Here is a 19,132-nt window from a genome sequence, read left to right on the forward strand (position 1 = left end):
GCGAAAATCCACCGGCGAAACGCAAGTTATCTTTTCAGATAGGTCTCTTACGGTGTGTGCTGCTCATGCGGTGATGCAGCGCGAACCGCAATTTCTTCCAAAATTTTGTCGATCTCGCCCCATATGCGTGGTTCCACCTGGCCGCGGATCAGGGCCCATTTACTCAAGACGTCGAGGGGGTCGTGTTCCCGAAGGAGCATACCCAAGCTGGCCGCATCGACTGCCAGTGATGTCCGGGCCTGCCACTGCGTGTTTCGAGTGCGTAGCTCCTCCGCGACTGGGGCGAAGACCGGCGACAGTTGCCAGCCTTTGACTGCACGGCGCAGGGCGGCACGCACGACATGTGCTGGCTCAACACCACAAGTCTCCAGCGCTGCTTCCTGTCGTTCGAGTGCGTTGACCCTGATGTCGATCTTCCGGGTCGGGTTCAAAGCGCGCGCCGATACGGGAGCTCTCAGGCTGGTGTGCGGGTCAGAGCTTTCCGCGGTGACTTGGTGCGGTGCCACGGCACCTTCCGGCACACGCTCTGACTCGTGCCGATCAACGTCAACCTCAGCGGCTGGGGTGCCTGGCTTTGTTGCTGTGACCTGTGCCTCATCTTCCTTCCCGGGAAACTCGCGGTCACCCTGTTGCAGGGTGGCGGCGTAGGCTGGGTCTGGCCTGGTGATGGTCGGGATCTTCTTGCGCAATCGACTGTCCTCACGCAGCAAGAATATTGTTGAGGATGTCCGTCGCCTCCTCGAGCGCCTCGACGACATGACGTACATGTGGACGCATCAGAGGGTTTGGATCAGATTGCTTTTCCAGCGCCAAGGCGTGGAGAAGCCCCTTCTGATCCATCTCCTTGTAAGTGTTTCGTCGCATCATGACGGTCTCAATCACCGGAAAACGGGTGAGCGCTTCTTCAATCAGGGCGGCGTCAGCACGGGTCGTTTTCGGGTCGACCATGTTGAGGACGACGTGGTGGCGCGGAAGGCTAGAGGGGTCGTCAACACGGGATTTCAGTTTCTCAAACCAATCAGCTGTCTGCGCTCCGACATCGAAATCAGACGTTGACAGCATGACGGGCGTCACAATGTGGTCCGCAAGCACCGCGATGCCGTCTGACCATTCGGCACCGACCCCTGCGGTATCGATGAAGATGAAGTCAGCCGTGCCTGCCATGTAGACCTGATCGATCTGATCCTCGACACCCGCCACGCTTTCGACGGTGGCCGAGCAGAGAAGCGGCGAACTCAGCCCACCGGTTTCCGCCCGAGCATGCCAGGCCCCGAGTACTCTCGTGCTGTCCGTGTCGATCAACATCACTCTGCGTCCGGCGGCGATCGCGGCGCTGATCAAGGCACGCGAAAGCGTCGTTTTTCCACTGCCCCCTTTCCGGGCCATCGCGGCGATCACCACAAGATTTTCGTTCGGCATTCTGATCCTCCGCAAAAATAGTGAATCGCAACGATAATGCAAAAATGTCGCTAAACGCATGAGGTGGAGGGGTCAAGCAGAAGTCGGGATGCGACCCGCGTTTGGCATGCAGCGGGCGGCATTGTGCGATGACCGTGCGACGTCTGCCGTGGCGCCGTCAGCATTCGTCGCGGGGCACGACACGCCCTCCAAATGTCGGGATGCGCCCGGCGATGTACTGCGGGCGGAATGCAGGTGACGGATAGCGCGCTCCAGACGACGGGAGGCAGTCTCGCGTATGTCGTTCCGCGGGTGACGCGAGACGGTTAGCACGCGGCAAAACCCGTCTTGCGGGGTGCAAGAGACGGGGCGCAAAAGACGCGATGCGCGATGCGGAGACCGCATCGCGTGGTGCAATGAGCGCGAAGCGCGATCCATTTGACAAGGGACGGGAAATCGCCCCTGCAGGGCGATTTTTTATATTGAGTACAAGCCCTTATGGCCGACTCCACTTGCGTTGGGAGTCGGCGGGCTTGTACGAAGTTGGCAAGAAATAGGAACGTTAACTTCAAAATGCCCCGCCGTCGTAGACTGTCAGAGATCGAGCGATCGACCATCGCCCAGGACCGCCGGAACGGCGTCTCCGCGGCGTCGTTGGCCGCCCACTACGATGTCAGCCTGAAGACGATCTACAACGTGGTGAACCACTGGGGTGAGCGTCAGACAGCGAACGGCGGCCGGTCGCGGGTTGTGGGGATCCGACACCCATCACGCGGGACTACATCCATCTGATCGGGGTGGACCGGCCCGTGCACGTGCACCCGACCGGTATCGACGTCGAACTGTTCCGGCAGAAAGATTCCACGCAGCTTACAGAGCTTGCCGCACGCTACAATCCGGACGAACGAAGGATCCTGGTCACCATCGCGCGCCTCTCGAAGGAAAAGAACCTCGACTTCCTGATCGCGGCGATGAAGGAGCTCAAGGCCCGTCACGCCCCGTCGTTTCGACTGCTGATCATCGGCGACGGTGACGAGCGCGCGCGGCTGACCAGCACCATCCGCGACGCCGGATTGACCTCGGAGGTCAGGCTGGTCGGAAGCGTGCCGATGCAGGATATCCCCGCCTATCTCGCCTTGGCGCAGCTCTTCGTCTTCACCTCGGTGTCCGAAACACAAGGAATGGTTATCCTGGAAGCAATGGCTGCGGGCCTTCCGGTCGTGGCCGTGAATGCGACCGGGGTCGACGCCTTCGTTCAGAACCGCCGGACTGGAGTGCTGACGGAAGAAGACCTGGACGCCTGGACAGACGCCGTGCACGCCCTGCTCGTGAACCGGTCCGAACGCCAGACAATGGCGCGCGCCGCGTTCGAGGAGGCGCAGACCCATTCAATTGAGCGGTTCGCCGCCGATATCGTCAGGGTCTACTTGATTGCGATCGGCGCATGGGAGCGCGCCGGGAAGAAGCACTAGGATGGAATTCTTGTGCAAGTACGCCCATCTCTGTCGAGAGGGGCACAAAGAAATCATGATCGAAAGTCACACCAAACGTCGTCGGGCCTCGTTGTCCCTGCCCATCATCCGGACCGCGCGCGGGCAACACCGCGAAGGGTCCCTGACGCTTGGTGGCTTGCTCAAGGCCCTGGGCGAAACCTCTTTCGGATGGGCGATTGTTCTCTTTTCGCTTGTCACGCTTCTGCCCTTGCCACCGGGATCATCCCTGATCACGGCCCTACCTCTTCTGCTGACGACGGGTCAGATGGCTCTCGGCTACCCAAGTGTCCGTCTTCCCGGCAGGCTTTCAGGACTGAAACTCGACGAACCGGGTCTCAGGCGCACCGTTCTGCGCCTGAGCCCGATCACGCGGCGCCTGGAAAGGATACTCGATACGAGATACGAAAGCGTCTTCATGGATCGACAGCCACAGGCATTGGGCATTGTTCTTTTCGCGATTTCATTTGCCCTGTTCCTGCCGGTGCCATTGACCGGCTGGTTTCCGGCCATATCGCTCTTCGTCTTCGGCGTGGGACTTCTGGAACGCGATGGGCTGGTGGCTGGGATCGGGCTCAGCCTCGGGATGATGTCGATACTTCTGACGGCGGTGATGATCAGTTCGCTTGCGGCCGCAGCCGAAACGCTTGTCGACTGATCACGTTCCGAGATCGCCGAATGATCAGTCGCACTCGGTGCTGTTGGTGTTCTCGCTCGGCATCTGGGTGAGACAGAACCGCCCCGGTGAGAGGTCAGTGTTTTCGAGAATGGCGTCCTCGAAGACAGTGGCCTGAAAATCCGCATCTTCGAATGTCACGTTGATGAGCCGCGCGCCCCGGAAACTCGCTCCGCCGAGGTCGGCTCCGTCGAACGAGACATTCTCGATCACGGCGAAATCGAAAAGCGCGATATTGAGCTCCGCGCCACCGAAATCGATATCCCGCAAGGTCGCTTCGGTGAGGTCCATTCCTGTCAGTTTGCGTCCCGACAAGTCCAGTCCTTCGAAATTGCATCCGCGGCACTCGCCGAGCATGCGCAATTTCGAGGGATCGCCCGCCTGTTGAGCCAACACTGGAATTGCCGCGAGAAGCGCAAGAGCAGCCCCGAGCGCTTGACACCGGACCGTGGATATCAAGTGTTTCAACGTCGCCCCTCGCGAATAATTCAATCCCACCTCAGAAATCGAACAGATCTCCGAGGAAGGATTCGCGCTTTTTCTTGTAGGGCCGCTGGCCATGCGCGTCAGGCCGATAATCCTGCGCAGGGGCGGCAGCTCCGGCCCGCTCGACGATCTTGTCCAATTCACCCCGGTCGAGCCAGACGCCGCGGCATTTGGGGCAATAGTCGATTTCCACGCCGCTCCGTTCGGCTATGACGAGGGTCTCTCCGTCCACGGGACACTGCATGTCATTTCCTCCACTCGATTTGCCTGTTTTCACCACACATCTAAGCACTCCTCACGCCATTCCAATGCTTTCGACCTGAACAATCCCTGCGCCGTCTCCTCAGTCCTGCCGCGGATCGGCAAGGACGGTCGATACGGTTGTCTCGGCGCCCTCGCGACGGAGGGTGAGCGTGACGGTGTCCCCGGGCGCATAGGCGTCGAGCGCGTTGCTCAGATCCGCCGACGTGGCGACCGCACGGGCATCGACGGCGACGATGATATCGCCGGGTACGAGACGGCCCAGTCTGTCCTGGCGCGCTGCGCGCAGTCCCGCCGCAGCGGCCGGCGAGCCCGGCTCGACCCCTAGAACAATGACGCCATTGAGACCTTGTCCGGCGGCCAGTTGGTTGATCCGGTCCGAATGCCGGATGCCCAGAACAGGCGGTTGGTAAGTGCCCGTTTCAATCAGCTGCGGCACGACCCTGTTCACCGTATCGACGGGGACGGCAAATCCGATCCCTGCGCTGGATCCGGACGGGCTGAAGATCGCCGTGTTCACACCGATCAGCCGTCCGGCGCTGTCGATCAGAGGACCGCCCGAATTGCCGGGATTGATCGCGGCATCGGTCTGGATCAGCCCTTCGATGGTGGCGCCGCGCTGCGTCGGGATCTCGCGGTCGAGCGCGGAAACGATGCCCGTGGTCAGTGTCCAGTCGAGGCCGAAGGGATTCCCGATGGCCAGAACCGACTGGCCGACCTGCAGGGTCTCGCTCTCGCCAAGTGGAAGGGGCGGCGGCGCATCCAGCCCGGTGTCGATGCGAAGAACCGCCAGATCGTGCTGCGGGGCGGTGCCGACAAGCGCTGCATCGAGCACGCGCCCGTCCGCCAGCCTGACTTGCGCCCCCGACGCACCGGCAATCACGTGATTGTTGGTCACGATATGGCCGTCGTCGTCCCAGACGAACCCGGAACCCGTGCCACGCGGCACATCCAGCGCGCGGCGGGACCAGGGATCGAGCACGCGCTCTTCGGTCGTGATCGATACGACCGAGCCACGCGCCGCTTCGAAAAGCGCGATCGTGGTCTCCTCCTGGGGCGCCAGCGCGCCGCGCGCCGCCACGAGGCGGGGGACAGGCTCTCGCCACGGTGTTTCAAGGAGCAGGTATGCGGCGGCGCCTGCAACGATCAGGCCGACGACGAATGCCCTCATCTGTTGGCGTCCCTCTGACATGTCCCGTCTCTCAATCGACTGAAAATGTTCACTTGTTTCGTCACAGGGACAGATAAAGGCTGGCGATTTCAGGTTTCAACAGTCGGTGGCGCCGGAAATGGCATCGCGCGGCCAAAGAAAGTCGCAGCACGTCGTCGCGAGAGCCTCCATGTTGGCCCAGGCGCGCATCGCGATTTTCCTCGGCCGGCCATTTTCCGCCGAGGCAACGGCAACTTACTGCTGGAAATTTTTGAAACCCCGCGCTTTGTTCACCGCCAGTGCCTCCGGTTCAGCGTCGCCGATCCGTCCCGAACCCTGCGATCATGGCCCAAGGAGCATCGTTCCTCGCTTGAAATTCGTCATCTTCGTCAACGGCGCGGTGATGCTCGCCCTCGCAGTCTTCATGGGCCTGACCGCACTGCTCTTCCGCGACACCGGCGCAGTCTTCGGTGTGGCCGCGCTCACCGTCGGTCTCGTCGGTGGCCTTGTCATGATCGCCAACGGCAAACCGGATGGCGGTTTGAAACCGCTCCATGCCTTCCTGCTGACCTCGAGCGTCTGGATAGTCGCGGCAACTGCCGGAGCTGTTCCTCTGGCGGTCTGGGGCATGTCACCGGTCGATGCCTTATTCGAGTCGATGTCCGGTATCACAACGACCGGGTCGACCGTCATGACCGGCCTCGACACGACGCCGCGTGGCATCCTGTTCTGGAGGGCCGTCCTTCAGGCACTGGGCGGCATCGGGTTCATCGTCACGGGTGTCGCGCTCCTGCCCATCCTGAAGGTGGGCGGGATGCAGCTCTTCCGGACCGAAAGCTCGGAGAAGGGCGAGAAGGAATTGGCGAACGCGGCGCGCTTCGCAGGCGCCACCGTGACAGCTTACGGGTTCCTCATGGGGCTCTGTGCCATCCTTTACGGAATCGGAGGCATGTCGCCGTTCGACGCGCTCACCCATGCCATGACCACCCTGTCGACGGGCGGATATTCGACTTACGACGCCTCGTTCGGGCACTTCGACAGCGCGTTCCTGGAATACACCGCGACCCTCTTCATGCTGCTCGGCGGTCTGCCCTTCGCGTGGTACATCCGCGTGGCACTGAAGGGGCGCGTCGCGAGCGAGCAGGTGACGCACCTTGTGATCTTTGTGCTCGGGATCAGCGTCCTGCTTACGATCTGGCTCGTCTCGGTCTCCGAGAAACCGCTGGAAACAGCATTTCGCGAAGTCGTCTTCAATGTCGTCTCGGTCGTGACCACCACTGGATATGCTACTGCCGACTACACGACGTGGGGAACCTTCTCGGTGGCCGTATTCTTTGCCCTGACCGCCGTTGGTGGATGCACCGGGTCCACGGCAGGCGGAGCCAAGATGATGCGCTGGATCGTGTTCTTCCGCCTGTCGGCGACCCAGATCAGGACAGTCCATTCGCCACATGCCGTCATCGTCGCGCGCTATGAAGGACGCCGCATCGAGGACGACGTCGTCTCCGGGGTCGTTACCTTCTTCACGTTCTATTTCGGCACGATCGGGCTTCTGGCAGTGGCGCTCGCCCTTGTCGGACTCGACATGGAGACGGCCGTGGGCGGCGCGTTGACCTCGGTCGCGAATGTCGGGCCCGGTGTCGGAGGGATCATCGGACCCGCCGGGAATTTCCAGCCGCTCAACGACGCGGCGAAGCTGATCCTGGCCTTCGGCATGTTTCTCGGCAGGCTCGAACTCCTGACCGTGTTCGTCCTGTTCACGCCCCTGTTCTGGCGGGAACTGTGACGAACCTACGCGCCTGCGAGGCGTCGGCCGAATTTCGCCGGCTGTCGAGATCGCTTCTTGGGCCCGGAGAATATGGGTTGAGAGAACCGCCCTGTTGAACAATGGTTCTGCATCTTCAGCATCCCTCGAAGAGAACGAAAACGCGGAAGACTGTACCTCAACCTGAACTCGGGCCGCGACAGCGGCCCTTTCTTTTCATTCTCGAGCCAGACAGATCCATCGCGGACACTGAGCGGTCATCGGTTGCAGGTCATTGTGTGCCAGTCCTGCAACTGGCGTCGCAGGTACCTGTAGTCGTCGAGCATCTGCTCGACCGCCGACCCGTCTGGCAAATAGGCCAGCTTTTGCGCTGCCGTCGCGAGAAAATGTTCAGGATAATCCCGCAAAGGGGCGCATGGGCCCGGTTGTTCGGAATGGCCAACGGGTTCCGTGCAAGCCGAAACCCCGAACATCGAAAGTCCCGCGAGTACGATCATCAGACATCTGAACTCATGCAATGGATGGTTTTCCGACAAAGCCTGATCCACTGATCCATCATAGATCTGAAAAGGTGAGAATTCAGTGAATATCGGGCAGCCTGATCGTGAAGGAGCCGGTGTGGCCAACTGCGCATCTGCAGTTGCACGTTTCTATTCTTGCTCGCAAGTCTCACAAAGATCTCAACGCTCATGGAGGTTCCCTCAATGCAAGTCAGGAAGATCCTCGTGCCGCTCAGCGGCCAATACGATCCGGCCGATCCCGAGTCTCTGGAACTGCCGGCGTTGGCGACGGCCTTTGATCTCGGCCGGCGCTTCGGTGCTCATGTTGAGGTGTTCTGCATCGAAGCGCTGTCGAGTGAAGGCCGGCGGCAAATGCCCCGGTGGGTACCCCGGCTTGCAGTGGACGACCTTATCGACATGATCGAAAAGGAAGATGACAATCGCCGCCAGCGGGCACGTGCTCTGTTCAAATCAACGGCCGAACGATACTCGGCACCCGAAAGGTCAGAGCCGGTCCGTGGAGCCGGCTTCTCGGTCGATTTCGTGGAGGTGATCGGCGAAGTGAACCAGTCCCTTCCTTCGCGCGGCCGTCTTGCAGATCTGATCGTGACGGCATGCTTTCCTTTAGAGCGGCATTTCGATGTACCGACGCTCTTGGAGGTTGCCCTGCGCGAGACCGGCAGGCCGGTCTTGGTCGCTCCTCCAGCCGCGCGCACTTTGCTTGGCAAGAAAATCGCGATTGCATGGAATGGAAGCGCGGAAGCTGCACGCGCTGTGGGACAAGCCCTGCAGTTCCTCACAATGGCTGACGAGGTCGTGGTAATTTGCGTGAATGAGGATGAAGCGATCACCCCAAGTGCCGACAGTCTAGCCGAATACCTTCTTTGGCATGGCGTGCGCTCTCGAACCGTCACCTTGGACGGAAGTGCGATATCGGCTGGCCGGATGCTCCTTGAACAGGTCGAAAAAGAAGGGGCGGAAATGCTGATCATGGGGGCCTATACCCGCGACCGCATTCGGCGCGTGATATTTGGTGGAGTGACAAACGAGGTCTTGTCCCAAATGCCCGTGCCAGTTCTGATGATAGACTGAGTGCCCCATCTACCATTTAGGCTCTTGCGCCTCCAACTCGCCGTGTCTGGGCCTAAAGGCGGCTTCAGACTCAACTGTTTGTTTCAATTCGGAACGAACATCTGCTTGTCGACGTCGCCCCGCCCTTTTACAGCTGCCAACGCCTCCATCTTTCGCCGCGGGAATGTCGGCGAAGTCTGACGGTCTCTTGCTTCGTGCTTCGACGGGGCACGAAACTGCGCGATCACATTGTGAACATGAGCTGCACACAACCTCTTGCAACTATTTGAAATCACAACCGAATCGATACCATCCATCACTGGGACAACTTCTTCGCCCTCTCCGACATTCTGACCAGGTTTGCACTGGCAGTTGTTGCCGCCGCTCGTACAACTGCTGGACTCTGCACAACTCCTCGCCCAATCACCTCCCCGGTGCTCAAAGCGCCGATCCGCGATCTGCCCTTAACGCCGGCCGTGTTGAAGAGCCCTCGCACGACCCCGCTCGACCCGGCGACGACCGCGGGCGCGGCTGCAACCATCAAGTTACCTGAGATACCGCGCACGATCAGGGGCGTTGCTGCGACGAAGCCCTTGGCCAGGAACACCATGACGAAGAACGGCACCAGCGATCCGATGTTGGTTGCCGAGTTCGGATCACCGAGTTGGGCGAGCAGAGAATTCGCCATGCCGACGACGGTAGAGAACATTGCTGCGATTACGATGGGGTAGAAGGCATAGCTGACTGTCGTCGAGACCCATCTGTGGAAGAAATCCTTGGTCGCGTCAAAGAGCGACAGTGCGATCATGATCGGAGCGAGGCCAAGCATGAGTGTCAGCATCATCTTGGCGAAGATGAGTACGATGCCGGTCATGAAGCCGAGAAGGCTGAGGAGCACCAGGCCAATGCCGCCGAGGATCGCTCCGGTCATCCAGTTGAGGTTGTTGCCGATAGCGTTAAGGTATTGGCTGAACTCTGTAATCAGTCGGTCGAATTCGGCTGCGAAATAGGTAGCGCCCGCCCCGCCGCCCCCGACTGACGAAATCAGTGCGCCCGCCACATAGTCGAGCCCACCAATGACTGCATTTGCGACAGCGTTGAAGTTGGCCCAGTTGAAAGCGAAGACCCCTATCAGCATCAGCTTGATCAGGTACCAGAAGAAACTTGCCCCATCCATGCTGCGGAACTGGAATGCCATGTTGATGCAGACGCCGATCAGCGAAAGCGTGACCATCAGCAGGACGATCGTGCCGGTATTGCTCGCCACGGCCCCGAACTGGGACTCAGCCGCATCGACAAGGAACGCGTCTGCCGTTCCGACCATCCAGCTGACGACGCCCATTACCAGTTGCCTTGCGCTTCGCAGATATCCTGGACGGCGCGGGCGATCTGGTTCTGTTCGTTGCGGAGGGCCAATTGGGCTTGAGTGTGCTCCGCTTGGGTGTTGCTCGCGAACTGTTCCTCGTACTCGGTCGAAGCGGCATCCCAAGACGGGAAGCGCACATCACAGCCGCAATCGCCACTTTCGTTGATTGTCTCCCATGACCGCAACTCGTAGAGACGCATCAACGTCAGCGCCTTGTAGGCTTCCCGCGGATTGATTTCGTCCATCCAGGTCGGGCGCGCCGGACGATCGTTGCAGATCCGGTATTGTTGAGGCGACATATCGACCGTGAGATCGTTTGAGATCGGAGGCGAAGTCTGCGCCACAAGTGGGCCCGCAAGGGCGGCAAGCATGACTGCGAGGATTGGTTTTCGCATCTGGGGGGTTCCTTTTTTATTTTACTCAGCGGCAACGGAGGGGCTCTTGTTGCCTCTGCCGTCGACCGTATCGAGTTTCAAATCTGTGGTTTGACCCGGGAGGAAGAACTCGGTGATTCCGCGCGTGCCTTCATGGCGGCCTGCCTGAATGATCACGTCGATCGAGCCCTCAATGTAATCGATCATGTCGGCATAGGTCATCGGCACATCGGTTTTCAGGGCAGCGATGGCGAGGCGACGAACAGCAAGTTGTGGGGTCTCGGCATGGAGCGTAGTCAGCGATCCACCGTGGCCGGTATTGATTGCCTCGAGAAACGTCATCGCTTCGCGCCCGCGGACTTCCCCCAGGACGATCCGGTCGGGTCGCATGCGAAGCGTTGAGGCCAAGAGAACATCGGCACTGCGAACATCCGTGTCCCGATCTGCGATCAACGTCACGGCATTGGGCTGCTTGGGGCGCAGCTCGGCCGCCTCCTCGATGGTGATGATCCGCTCTTCGGGCGGAATCAGTGAAAGGATCTTGCGCGCCGCGACCGTCTTGCCGGTCGATGTACCGCCCGAAACGATCATGTTGAGCTTGTTCTCGACGCAGAAGCGCAGCGCGGCGTCGATGTCGCCGGAGGCAACCACATTGCGCAGTGCGGCGTTTCGTTCGCGCCGCAGACCTTCGAGGCTGCGCTCCTTTCCATAGAGGAAGCCGAGCCGGATTGCCTCCAGCGGCAGGGAGGAGAAGAACCGCAACGATATTGAAAACCCGCCCTCGACTGCCGGCGGCTGGATCACCTGCGCGCGGATCGGGCGATCTCGATATAGGATCGAGACCGAGACAATGGGCTTCTTCGTGCTGAGCGTCGTCGAGGCGGCCGAGGCGATCTGGTTTCCGAGGTCCTTGATCTCGGTCTGGCTCAGCGGGCTGCCGAGACCTCGCATGAAGTGATCGCCCTGGAATTCGCCCCAGACTTGTCCGTCGGGATTGATGCAGATCTCGATCGTGTCGTCGCGCAGGACCTCGGGGCCAAAACGGTCGAGCGACGCTTCCAGATAACTTGCGGCCATGTCAGAAAATCTCGAGGTCACGATCAACCATGACCGTGATCCGTGTACCCTGATCGACATGTATCACTGGCCGGATCGCCAGATAGTCCTGCATCACGCTTTGCGTGCTATCGCGCAGGTCGGTGCCGACATCACTCGCAACATCGGCCGCCGCCTCGCTGTCGATTTGACCCGCTGCAGCCGCAGGCAAGGCGCCGATCAAGGAGATCAGCGCGGCGGAGCCGAAGCGTTGCGCGAAACGGGTGTCGACAAACCCGGTGGTGCCAGTACGGCCGAGTTCGTCTCCACCGAAGGCGCTGATCTGCACGGTCTGATTATCGGGCAAGATGATCCGGTCCCATGCCACCATGACGCGCGATTGGGCAAGTGCGACATCGGAGCGGTAGCGCCCGATCAGCCGCGCGCCGCGCGGGATCAGGATACGCGTTCCATCGAAAGAATGGATGTCTTCCGAGACGATGGCGCGGATCACGCCGGGCAGTGTGCTGTCGAGGGCCGTCTCTGTCACAGCCTGAATCATGGTGCCCTGAACAACCGTGTTCGATGGGTTCGCGATCACTTCGGCACGTGTCACCTGTGCTGGTTGCGCGCCCGAACGAACAAAGGCTTCATCTGCATTCAAACGTGCGGCTTCCAGCGTGTTCTCCCTATCCGCACCCGCGCCCATCCCGGAGAACGCGATCATAGGAGACGCGATACGCTCTGCGCGGGCCTCAGCTTCAGCAGCGCGCCGCCTTTCGAGTTCGGCCAGCCGCAATTCTTCTTCACTTGGTCCCAATGAGGTCGGCTCTGGTGGTGCAAGCCGTGCAAGTTCCAAGTCCATGCGGAGCTGATCCAATTCGCGGTCCCGCTCGGTCAGCTGCCGCTCGAGGGCACGCTGAGCCTCGGCGGATGCTTCCTGTAAGGTGGCAATTTGCGCCGTCAGGTCCGCAACAGCCTGCTCCGCCCCGCTATCCGCGGCCTCGGCCGGTCTTGCGCGCAGTTCCTCGAGTTCCGCTCTCAATGTCGCAAGACTTTCCATCAGCGCGAGTTCAGACTCGCTCGGACCTGTGTCCGCAGGCGGGGCTTGGCTGGGCTCCGGGGTAGAAATCGGCGCCAGATCTCCGAATCCGGGGCCGCTGCTCTGGAACTCCTCCGGCGCGGCGGTCGCCATTGGTGCTTCTGCCGACGGCTGTAGGGCAGCCCACGCCAGACCACCTGCTGCGGCGATGCCGACGACTCCAAGGATCGCGGCAAGCGGTGCAGGCCGCTTGTTTGCCTTCGCTTTGCCTGTCGAACCTTCGAGAGCCGCGAGGCGCGCGGCGAGGTCTTCCGTACCTTCGGTCATGATGCGGCCTGTCCTGCGTTCTGGACGCAAACCACATCTTCGCCAAGACGAAGGACCCATTGTCGGTTGACGCCAGACACGCGGATGACGCCGTCACTCAAGGCCTGGCTGTTCACCGCGCGTTCCCTCCCGTTCGAATATCGGAAGATGGCGGGCACCGGCGCGTTCCGTGCAAACCGGAAATACGTGAAGGTACCATCATCCCAGATGGCCGTCGGCGTGAACTCTTCTCGGGCACTGACCGCATAGTTCGCGTTCGGCGCATCGGCCGCAACCGCCCTGGTGGGTTGCACGCGGTTTTCAGGGTAGCGGAACTGCACGACATAATGCGGCGTCTCCCGGGCTTCGACGACATGGAAGTAGTAGGAGCGGCGGTTGGTGTAGACGGTGATGTTGGTGGCGACGCCAGATGCTGTCGGCTTGATGGCGAAGGCACGGCCACCCGGGACACCGTCGAATTGAAATCCGACCGTATCGCCGGCGATGATCGAACGGATGGTTTCACCCTCACCGAATTCGACTGTGGTGACGCGGGTCAGAGTCGTGACGACACGGTAAACCTGGCCTTCAGTCCAGGTCGCGACGCGCACGCGATTGTCATGAGAACCTGGGCGGGGCGTAGTTTCAGCCAAAGCAGTCGTTCCCGCGAACGCGAGAATACTGGCGGCCAGCAGCGCAGAGATTGGAGTGCGAGTCATTCGGAACGGTCCGATCGGATGGCATATTGGGTGACGGTGAAACCGAAAGGGTTTTGCCAGACATCGTCGATGGCGCGGGTCCGCTCGGGGCGGAATTCGAACATCAACGTGGCAGTGAACGATCCATCCTGTACCCCTTGCGGGCTTGTCAGGCGCTTTCTGAGCCGCACCTGGGCGCGGTTCTCGCCAATAAGGGTGATCGATGCGATCTCAACGGCCATCTCGGCTGCCGCCCCATATCGCGTTGGCGGATAGCTCTCCTGCCCCGATGTCCACATCGCGCGCATGTTGGCCTCGGCCGATCCGGAAGACTGTGCGAGGACACGGCGGACACGAAGATCGTTGTCGAGCTGGTTGTAGGTCTCGCGGTCGAGAATGTAGCGGTAGATTTGCGCTTCGATCACGGCAGGCCGTTCGGCAAGCGACACGGTTTCAACCGTGGCATTGGGGAGCGCCAGCCCGGTCGCGGGATCGTAGGGGACAACCACTGGAGGCGGCGTCTCGACCAACAGCGCGACAGCCGCAGCCGTCAAACAGCCGAATACACCAAAGCCTGCTCCAGAAAGGCCGATCATCCGCCAAAGCTGTTCCCGGCGCAGGGCACCGTAAACAAGTTCCTCTTCCACGAGTTCGCGCGCAGTCATCACCCCTACCCCACTCATGGCTCAAGATCCGGCAAGGTGAAGTCCATGTAGCGGCGTTCTTCAGCAACGGTGGCGGCGTCAACCACGCCTGCATTGCCAGCGCCTAGGGTTTGGATCGCTTCCAGCTCCCACATCCGGGTCATGGCGATGGCGAGTTCCGCCGTGACGCGTGTGTTATGATCCATCGAGGCTTTGAGATCTTCCATGTCCGGGATCATCTCGACCAGACGTTCCACCCGTTCGAGAGACTGTTCCGCCTCTGCGTGGCTGTTCTGCGCCGCCGCCGACATCACAGCACCTGTGGTTGCCCGCGTGGCCACGCCTTCCGCGCCCGGATTGCCGCTGGTGGCGATTTCGCGGAGAGAATCCTCGTCGAACCCGGCACTTGCCAGCGCCTGTTCCATCTGCGTGCGCATGGGTCCGGCATTGGGCCCGATGAGAGCGCTCCAATCGCCCGCCTGGATGCCTCGGATCAGGCCGGGGATGTCTTCGAAGTTGGCCTCAAGCAAGGAGTCGAGGTCCCCGCCCATGGCAAGCCCGAGGATGCTGCGCGGCCCGGTGAGCGAGGCATACATCTCGTTCAGCTGATCGAGCTGGCTTTGCAGCATGTCCAGTTGCTCCAGCGCATTGTCCAGAAGATCCGTCTGGATCCCGAAATCCTGCAGCATCTGCTGAAGCTGACGGATTTCCTGGGCAATGTTCTGAGTGTCCACCGTGGGCACACCCTGTGCCGCGACAGGTCCGGTGACATTGAGGGCAAGCGCGAGAGCGATGCTACCGGCGAAAAGGGAACGGGGCAGGCGCAGGTTCAACGCAAATCCTCCTGACTGAAATCCATGTATTGCCGCTCGGCAGCCTGGGCCGCCGCCAAGGCGATCTGCTCGGCGCTGAGTGGCTCGGTTCGGGCGGCCTTGATCCGGGTTCGGATTGCGACCAGTCGGGCAAGTTCTGCCCGGGCATAGGTGTTGAGCGCGATGGCCTCGTGGAGATCCTCGGTCTCACTGATGCGTGTAATGATGTCCTGAACCCGCAGGGCGGCGGCGCGGACCGAGACCAGCGAATAGTCGCCATAGACCCCTGCGCCATGGGCCGAGAGGCTGAAACTCGCGTTGGCGAGGAGCACAGGGTCGATGGTGCCGAGCGCATCGATGCCGCCTACGGCCGCGAGGTAGCTGTTGTACTGCTGCGGGATCACCACGACATAGTGCTGGGTTTCCGCGAAGGGTGGCACACCGCCATAATCCTGCACATTGCCCGGCCCGGCGTTATAGGCGGCGAGCGCATGGATAATGTTGCCATTGAACATGTTCAGCATTTGCGCGAGGTATCGCGCACCGCCGGTGACCTGCAGATAGGGATCGTCGTAATAGGCCGGGTAGATCCCGAGATCGCCCGCGGTACCGGGCATGATCTGGGTAAGTCCGAAGGCCCCCACGGGTGAGCGTGCCCCGATCTGGAAACGGCTTTCCTGCCAGATCAGCGCTTGCAGGAGACAGCGCCACTGCACGAGCGAAAGACCCGCGCGACCGACACCCGGCAGGCCGTGGGTGTCGCGCGCCGCTCGGATGATCAGCTCTTCGATGCCTTCCCGGGCATCGCCGAACATCCGCGTTGCCGCTGGATTGGTATCCTCGGGCGCATAGAGACTGGCGGCCGCGCTTTCGACGTCGTCAACCGCCCCCTGCCCCGCCTCGAGCCCGGACACGGTGCCGGCCACGTCTCCAGCGCCAAGCGACATGGCATCCATCAGCCCCTCTAGCGACGCGAGTTGCTGGCGCTCGATTTCGGCCAGTTCCTCCTCGCGGCTTAGCCGGTCCTGCTGCAGTGCCAGGTCCCGATCGGTCTGCTCAAGGATCGCCTGCCGCTCTGCGAAGAGGCGCAGATCAAAGGTCGGCACGCCTTGGGCGACCGCTGGCCCCGCCGTGGGACCTGCCAGTGCAAAGCCGATCATCGAGAGAGGAAGCCAGGTCCGCATTGGCTCAGCCGCCCGCCCCCAAGAGGACGAAATCGCAGGCCGTGTCGCGGCGCGTGACCTCCGCCCCCATGGTCGAGATCGTGGCGGTGGCGGTTCCTGCCTGCGCAGGAGCCTCGCGAAAATTGAAGCAGTTGGCTTGCGGGGGGTTATGCTGCGCACAGGCTGTCAGGGTCAGGCCGAGCCCGAGCAGTACGACGCTGCGAATGATGGTACGGGTCATGTCACTCTCCAGAAATCAGGACGTTCGCGATAATCGGCGCCGACAAGCGCTTCGCCCTTCTCCATTCCGCCAAGGATGGTCACGAGCGGGCCGAGCGCGCTGAGATCGGCATCGATCACGACGGAACCACGGTCGTCGCGTACAAGCGCGAGCCGCGAGGCCGAGCCGACGCCTAGAAGCACGTCGAGCTCTTTCTCGGTCAGGCCGAGCATCGCGTAGTCAGCGGCGGAAGCACGAATGTTGGGCAAGAGCACCTGGGTTGGCACAGCTTCCACGATGGTCTTGCCGGTGCGCGTGCGCTCGAGCTGGCTGGCATATTGCGTCATCATCACGACGACGGCGTTCTGCTTGCGGGCGGTCACCAGCCAGTTGCTGAGTCGCTCCGCGAAGTAGGCGTTGTCGAGGGCTTTCCATGCCTCGTCGATGACGATGATGGTGGGCTTGCGGTCCTCGATCACCCGCTCGACCCGGCGGAAGAGGTAGGACAGGACCGCCATGCGTTCCCGCTCGCTCTCGGAATCGAGGATGCCGGTGAGGTCAAAGCCCGCGACGTCTCCATCGATGCTGAAACTGTCCTCGGCATTGGCCCCGAAGATCCAGCCGTAGCGACCCTCGGCCGTCCATTCCTGCATACGCTCGAAGAGATCGCCCTCGTCATCGGTCGAGACCAGCAGCGAGGCGAAATCCGACCAGTTACGTAGGCCCGCATGTCCTGCGCTGGCGTTCTGGCGCACGACTTCCTGCAGTCGGTTGGTCTGAACCGGGGTCAGCGGTCGATCGCGCCGCTCCAAGAGGCTCGCGAGCCAATCAGCAAGCCATGCCTGGCCCCGCACGTCGATCTCGGTCTGGAGCGGATTGAGGCCCGTGGGGCGCCCCGCCCGCACGGTCGAATAGCTGCCGCCGAGCGCGCGGACGGCCATCTCCATCCCCGCGCGATAGTCGAATACGAAGACCCGCGCACCTGCCCGCCGTGCCATGGTCATCAGGAAAGCCGCCAGGACGGATTTGCCGGAGCCGGGACGGCCGAGGATCAGCGTGTGGCCTCCCGTGGGCTCGCGATCCGGCGCGCCCTGTTCGTGGAAGTTGAAGCGAAAACCGCTGCGCTCGGGTGTGGGAAAGAGCGTGATCGGAACGCCCCAAGGGACTTCCCGCCCGGTTTTGCCGAGCGGTGTGCGGTGGAAGGTGGCGAGATCGGCGAAGTTGTGGTTCGTGATCGCGGCCTTGCGGCTGCGCGCCCCGGTATTCCCCGGATGCTGCGCCATGAAATGTGCCCGCGCCCCGAAGGCTTCCGAGATCAGGTTGATCCCGGTAGTGGCGGAGATGTTGCGGATTTCGGCTGCGATATCGTCGAGGGCGGCCTGGTTGCGCGCGTAGACGGCCACCGTCATGTGGTGCTCGCCGAAGATCAGGCGCTTGGATTCCAGATCGTCCTGCGCGAGTTCCAGCTCCTGCGCGAGGCTGACGGCGCCGTCATTGGCGGCTTGCATCAGGCGCAGCTGCCGTTTGATCCGGCCTGCCATGATGTTGGCGTTGATCGGCACGAAAGAATGCGTGACCACCATGTCGACGGGCAGGTTCAGCTCGTCGAGCATCAGGCTATCGGTCTTGGCGGGGTAGTTCTTCACCGCAAAGATCGCCCCGAGCTTGTCGCCGACGGCACCGTCCGAGAGTGCGATGGTCGTGCCGCGGAAGGTGACGCGGGTATTTGCGACGTCCTCGGCGATCACACCGAGGCGCGACCGGGGGAAGAGCGGGTGCTCCTCGCCTGTGTTGAGTGAACCGAGGAAGCCCAGAAGCTCGCCGCTGCTGGCGGCCATCAGGCGGGGCTTCAACTCGTCGAAGGAGGACAGAAGAAACCCCACGACCTCGTCGAGTTTCCGCAAGCGCCGGGTTGTGTCCGCCGCATGTCGGGCGCGGGACGCGCCCAGACCGAAGGGCAAGCGGCTGCCGGTTTCCGGGCGCTTCAACACAGTCAGGGTCAGCGTCTTGTCGCGCAAGCCCGCGCGGCCGAGATGCGCGTGCCATCGTTTGTCGACGGCGGCAGAAAACCCCTCGCCCGGAACGGGCGGCAGGGTCACGTCGACCGCTTTCGAGACCTTGTGCAGGTAGAATGAGAACTCGGTCCCGACCTGCGCGACGATGCCAGCCAGCAACCCTCCGATCCGGTCGAGATGCCCGTCCTCGCTCGTGGTGCTGTTCACCCCTTCGAGGCGGATGCATTGCATCAGCTCGTTGCCGCGTGTCCGGATCGTTCGGTCGTTCACGAGGCTCACATAAGGCAGCATCATTGAGAGCCGCTTCTCGCCCTTGACCCATGCGGGTAGCGCGGTCAGCGGATCGATGGCGTTCTCAACCTCATCGGCAATTCCATCACGGGGCATAGCTGTCGCCTCCGTGCAGCTTGCGGTTCGTCGTGGGCGGGGTTTCCTGCAGGGTGATCACCAGGACATCGAGGAAGTTCGGATCCCAGTCTGCGGCCTTCCAGAGCGCCGGCCAGGCCAGCCCCGCGAACACAGCGACCACCCAGCTCTGCACCCAGAGGAACAGAAGCGTCGAGCCGAAGAGCCAGACCATGGCGTACATGATCGGCAAGCCCATCAGCTTGGGTGGCCTGAGAAGGCCGATGAACACGCGGGACTGGTCAGCCATGGACG

General features: G+C 61.7%; 21 protein-coding genes. 5 read left to right on the top strand and 16 right to left on the bottom strand.

The window, feature by feature from the left end:
- Positions 1 to 47: 47 nt before the first annotated feature.
- Positions 48 to 689 (bottom strand): hypothetical protein, encoded by a 642-nt coding sequence (locus QNI11_RS25390; RefSeq protein ID WP_283983954.1) that lies wholly within the window; start codon positions 687 to 689, stop codon positions 48 to 50.
- Between the two features lie 10 nt (positions 690 to 699).
- Positions 700 to 1,419: a ParA family protein gene (locus tag QNI11_RS25395; RefSeq protein WP_283983955.1), complete on the bottom strand. Its 720-nt coding sequence runs from the start codon at positions 1,417 to 1,419 to the stop codon at positions 700 to 702.
- Between the two features lie 552 nt (positions 1,420 to 1,971).
- On the opposite strand from QNI11_RS25395, the gene QNI11_RS25400 reads away from it, so the two are divergent.
- Genes QNI11_RS25400 through QNI11_RS25410 form a run of 3 tightly spaced genes read left to right on the top strand, consistent with a single transcriptional unit; the run spans position 1,972 to position 3,546 of the window.
- Entirely contained in the window at positions 1,972 to 2,190 is a 219-nt protein-coding gene (locus QNI11_RS25400) for a helix-turn-helix domain-containing protein (protein ID WP_283983956.1), read from the top strand.
- A 17-nt stretch (positions 2,191 to 2,207) separates the two neighbouring features.
- The gene (locus QNI11_RS25405; protein ID WP_283983957.1) at positions 2,208 to 2,870 is read left to right on the top strand and encodes a glycosyltransferase; all 663 of its coding nucleotides are present in this window, start codon (positions 2,208 to 2,210) and stop codon (positions 2,868 to 2,870) included.
- 55 nt (positions 2,871 to 2,925) lie between these two features.
- Positions 2,926 to 3,546, top strand: a complete 621-nt coding sequence (locus QNI11_RS25410; protein WP_283983958.1) for an exopolysaccharide biosynthesis protein — start codon at positions 2,926 to 2,928, stop codon at positions 3,544 to 3,546.
- Between the two features lie 24 nt (positions 3,547 to 3,570).
- Here the strand turns inward: QNI11_RS25410 and QNI11_RS25415 are convergent, their stop codons facing one another.
- From QNI11_RS25415 to QNI11_RS25425, 3 genes are all read right to left on the bottom strand, one after another.
- Positions 3,571 to 4,032: a pentapeptide repeat-containing protein gene (locus QNI11_RS25415; protein WP_283983959.1), complete on the bottom strand. Its 462-nt coding sequence runs from the start codon at positions 4,030 to 4,032 to the stop codon at positions 3,571 to 3,573.
- 31 nt (positions 4,033 to 4,063) lie between these two features.
- The gene (locus tag QNI11_RS25420; RefSeq protein WP_283983960.1) at positions 4,064 to 4,294 is read right to left on the bottom strand and encodes a zf-TFIIB domain-containing protein; all 231 of its coding nucleotides are present in this window, start codon (positions 4,292 to 4,294) and stop codon (positions 4,064 to 4,066) included.
- Between the two features lie 99 nt (positions 4,295 to 4,393).
- Positions 4,394 to 5,482 carry a S1C family serine protease gene (locus QNI11_RS25425; protein WP_283983961.1) on the bottom strand — a complete coding sequence of 363 codons (1,089 nt, stop codon included), beginning with the start codon at positions 5,480 to 5,482 and terminating at the stop codon, positions 4,394 to 4,396.
- Between the two features lie 169 nt (positions 5,483 to 5,651).
- Here QNI11_RS25425 and QNI11_RS25430 point away from each other — a divergent pair, with 169 nt between their 5' ends.
- Together QNI11_RS25430 and QNI11_RS25435 are read left to right on the top strand one after the other, a co-directional pair.
- Entirely contained in the window at positions 5,652 to 7,247 is a 1,596-nt protein-coding gene (locus QNI11_RS25430; RefSeq protein WP_283983962.1) for a TrkH family potassium uptake protein, read from the top strand.
- A gap of 683 nt (positions 7,248 to 7,930) precedes the next feature.
- Positions 7,931 to 8,818: a universal stress protein gene (locus QNI11_RS25435; RefSeq protein ID WP_283983963.1), complete on the top strand. Its 888-nt coding sequence runs from the start codon at positions 7,931 to 7,933 to the stop codon at positions 8,816 to 8,818.
- A gap of 295 nt (positions 8,819 to 9,113) precedes the next feature.
- Here QNI11_RS25435 and QNI11_RS25440 read toward each other — a convergent pair whose 3' ends face one another.
- Genes QNI11_RS25440 through QNI11_RS25490 form a run of 11 tightly spaced genes read right to left on the bottom strand, consistent with a single transcriptional unit; the run spans position 9,114 to position 19,127 of the window.
- Positions 9,114 to 10,139, bottom strand: coding sequence for a type IV secretion system protein (locus tag QNI11_RS25440; RefSeq protein WP_283983964.1), 1,026 nt, complete (start codon positions 10,137 to 10,139; stop codon positions 9,114 to 9,116).
- A complete protein-coding gene (locus QNI11_RS25445) occupies positions 10,139 to 10,558 on the bottom strand; it encodes a hypothetical protein (protein ID WP_283983965.1) in 420 nt (139 codons plus the stop codon). The genes QNI11_RS25440 and QNI11_RS25445 overlap by 1 nt, the downstream gene beginning before the upstream one ends.
- A 21-nt stretch (positions 10,559 to 10,579) precedes the next feature.
- A complete protein-coding gene (locus QNI11_RS25450) occupies positions 10,580 to 11,614 on the bottom strand; it encodes an ATPase, T2SS/T4P/T4SS family (RefSeq protein ID WP_283983966.1) in 1,035 nt (344 codons plus the stop codon).
- 1 nt (position 11,615) lies between these two features.
- Entirely contained in the window at positions 11,616 to 12,941 is a 1,326-nt protein-coding gene (locus QNI11_RS25455) for a TrbI/VirB10 family protein (RefSeq protein ID WP_283983967.1), read from the bottom strand.
- Positions 12,938 to 13,639 carry a TrbG/VirB9 family P-type conjugative transfer protein gene (locus QNI11_RS25460; protein ID WP_283983968.1) on the bottom strand — a complete coding sequence of 234 codons (702 nt, stop codon included), beginning with the start codon at positions 13,637 to 13,639 and terminating at the stop codon, positions 12,938 to 12,940. The genes QNI11_RS25455 and QNI11_RS25460 overlap by 4 nt, the downstream gene beginning before the upstream one ends.
- Positions 13,636 to 14,283, bottom strand: coding sequence for a virB8 family protein (locus tag QNI11_RS25465; RefSeq protein WP_283983969.1), 648 nt, complete (start codon positions 14,281 to 14,283; stop codon positions 13,636 to 13,638). The genes QNI11_RS25460 and QNI11_RS25465 overlap by 4 nt, the downstream gene beginning before the upstream one ends.
- Before the next feature lie 14 nt (positions 14,284 to 14,297).
- The gene (locus QNI11_RS25470; protein WP_038073943.1) at positions 14,298 to 15,095 is read right to left on the bottom strand and encodes a type IV secretion system protein; all 798 of its coding nucleotides are present in this window, start codon (positions 15,093 to 15,095) and stop codon (positions 14,298 to 14,300) included.
- A complete protein-coding gene (locus QNI11_RS25475) occupies positions 15,092 to 16,258 on the bottom strand; it encodes a lytic transglycosylase domain-containing protein (RefSeq protein ID WP_283983970.1) in 1,167 nt (388 codons plus the stop codon). The genes QNI11_RS25470 and QNI11_RS25475 overlap by 4 nt, the downstream gene beginning before the upstream one ends.
- Before the next feature lie 4 nt (positions 16,259 to 16,262).
- Complete coding sequence (locus tag QNI11_RS25480) at positions 16,263 to 16,478, bottom strand: hypothetical protein (protein ID WP_028095514.1); 216 nt, start codon at positions 16,476 to 16,478, stop codon at positions 16,263 to 16,265.
- Positions 16,475 to 18,859: a type IV secretion system protein B4 gene (locus QNI11_RS25485; protein WP_283983971.1), complete on the bottom strand. Its 2,385-nt coding sequence runs from the start codon at positions 18,857 to 18,859 to the stop codon at positions 16,475 to 16,477. Before QNI11_RS25485 ends, QNI11_RS25480 begins: the two co-directional genes overlap by 4 nt.
- Complete coding sequence (locus tag QNI11_RS25490; protein ID WP_009574151.1) at positions 18,849 to 19,127, bottom strand: type IV secretion system protein VirB3; 279 nt, start codon at positions 19,125 to 19,127, stop codon at positions 18,849 to 18,851. The genes QNI11_RS25485 and QNI11_RS25490 overlap by 11 nt, the downstream gene beginning before the upstream one ends.
- Positions 19,128 to 19,132 lie beyond the last annotated feature (5 nt).

Origin of the sequence: Sagittula sp. MA-2, from assembly GCF_030126985.1 — a bacterium.
Taxonomy (GTDB): Bacteria; Pseudomonadota; Alphaproteobacteria; order Rhodobacterales; family Rhodobacteraceae; genus Sagittula.

Excerpts from the sequence above, each read along its gene's own strand:
- QNI11_RS25425 (WP_283983961.1), bottom strand. The coding sequence starts at position 5,482 with ATGAGGGCATTCGTCGTCGGCCTGATCGTTGCAGGCGCCGCCGCATAC.
- QNI11_RS25465 (WP_283983969.1), bottom strand. The coding sequence starts at position 14,283 with ATGACTGCGCGCGAACTCGTGGAAGAGGAACTTGTTTACGGTGCCCTG.
- QNI11_RS25490 (WP_009574151.1), bottom strand. The coding sequence starts at position 19,127 with ATGGCTGACCAGTCCCGCGTGTTCATCGGCCTTCTCAGGCCACCCAAG.
- QNI11_RS25395 (WP_283983955.1), bottom strand. The coding sequence starts at position 1,419 with ATGCCGAACGAAAATCTTGTGGTGATCGCCGCGATGGCCCGGAAAGGG.
- QNI11_RS25450 (WP_283983966.1), bottom strand. The coding sequence starts at position 11,614 with ATGGCCGCAAGTTATCTGGAAGCGTCGCTCGACCGTTTTGGCCCCGAG.
- QNI11_RS25475 (WP_283983970.1), bottom strand. The coding sequence starts at position 16,258 with ATGCGGACCTGGCTTCCTCTCTCGATGATCGGCTTTGCACTGGCAGGT.
- QNI11_RS25430 (WP_283983962.1), top strand. The coding sequence starts at position 5,652 with ATGTTGGCCCAGGCGCGCATCGCGATTTTCCTCGGCCGGCCATTTTCC.
- QNI11_RS25480 (WP_028095514.1), bottom strand. The coding sequence starts at position 16,478 with ATGACCCGTACCATCATTCGCAGCGTCGTACTGCTCGGGCTCGGCCTG.
- QNI11_RS25440 (WP_283983964.1), bottom strand. The coding sequence starts at position 10,139 with ATGGGCGTCGTCAGCTGGATGGTCGGAACGGCAGACGCGTTCCTTGTC.
- QNI11_RS25455 (WP_283983967.1), bottom strand. The coding sequence starts at position 12,941 with ATGACCGAAGGTACGGAAGACCTCGCCGCGCGCCTCGCGGCTCTCGAA.
- QNI11_RS25420 (WP_283983960.1), bottom strand. The coding sequence starts at position 4,294 with ATGCAGTGTCCCGTGGACGGAGAGACCCTCGTCATAGCCGAACGGAGC.
- QNI11_RS25400 (WP_283983956.1), top strand. The coding sequence starts at position 1,972 with ATGCCCCGCCGTCGTAGACTGTCAGAGATCGAGCGATCGACCATCGCC.
- QNI11_RS25485 (WP_283983971.1), bottom strand. The coding sequence starts at position 18,859 with ATGCCCCGTGATGGAATTGCCGATGAGGTTGAGAACGCCATCGATCCG.
- QNI11_RS25435 (WP_283983963.1), top strand. The coding sequence starts at position 7,931 with ATGCAAGTCAGGAAGATCCTCGTGCCGCTCAGCGGCCAATACGATCCG.
- QNI11_RS25410 (WP_283983958.1), top strand. The coding sequence starts at position 2,926 with ATGATCGAAAGTCACACCAAACGTCGTCGGGCCTCGTTGTCCCTGCCC.
- QNI11_RS25445 (WP_283983965.1), bottom strand. The coding sequence starts at position 10,558 with ATGCGAAAACCAATCCTCGCAGTCATGCTTGCCGCCCTTGCGGGCCCA.
- QNI11_RS25460 (WP_283983968.1), bottom strand. The coding sequence starts at position 13,639 with ATGACTCGCACTCCAATCTCTGCGCTGCTGGCCGCCAGTATTCTCGCG.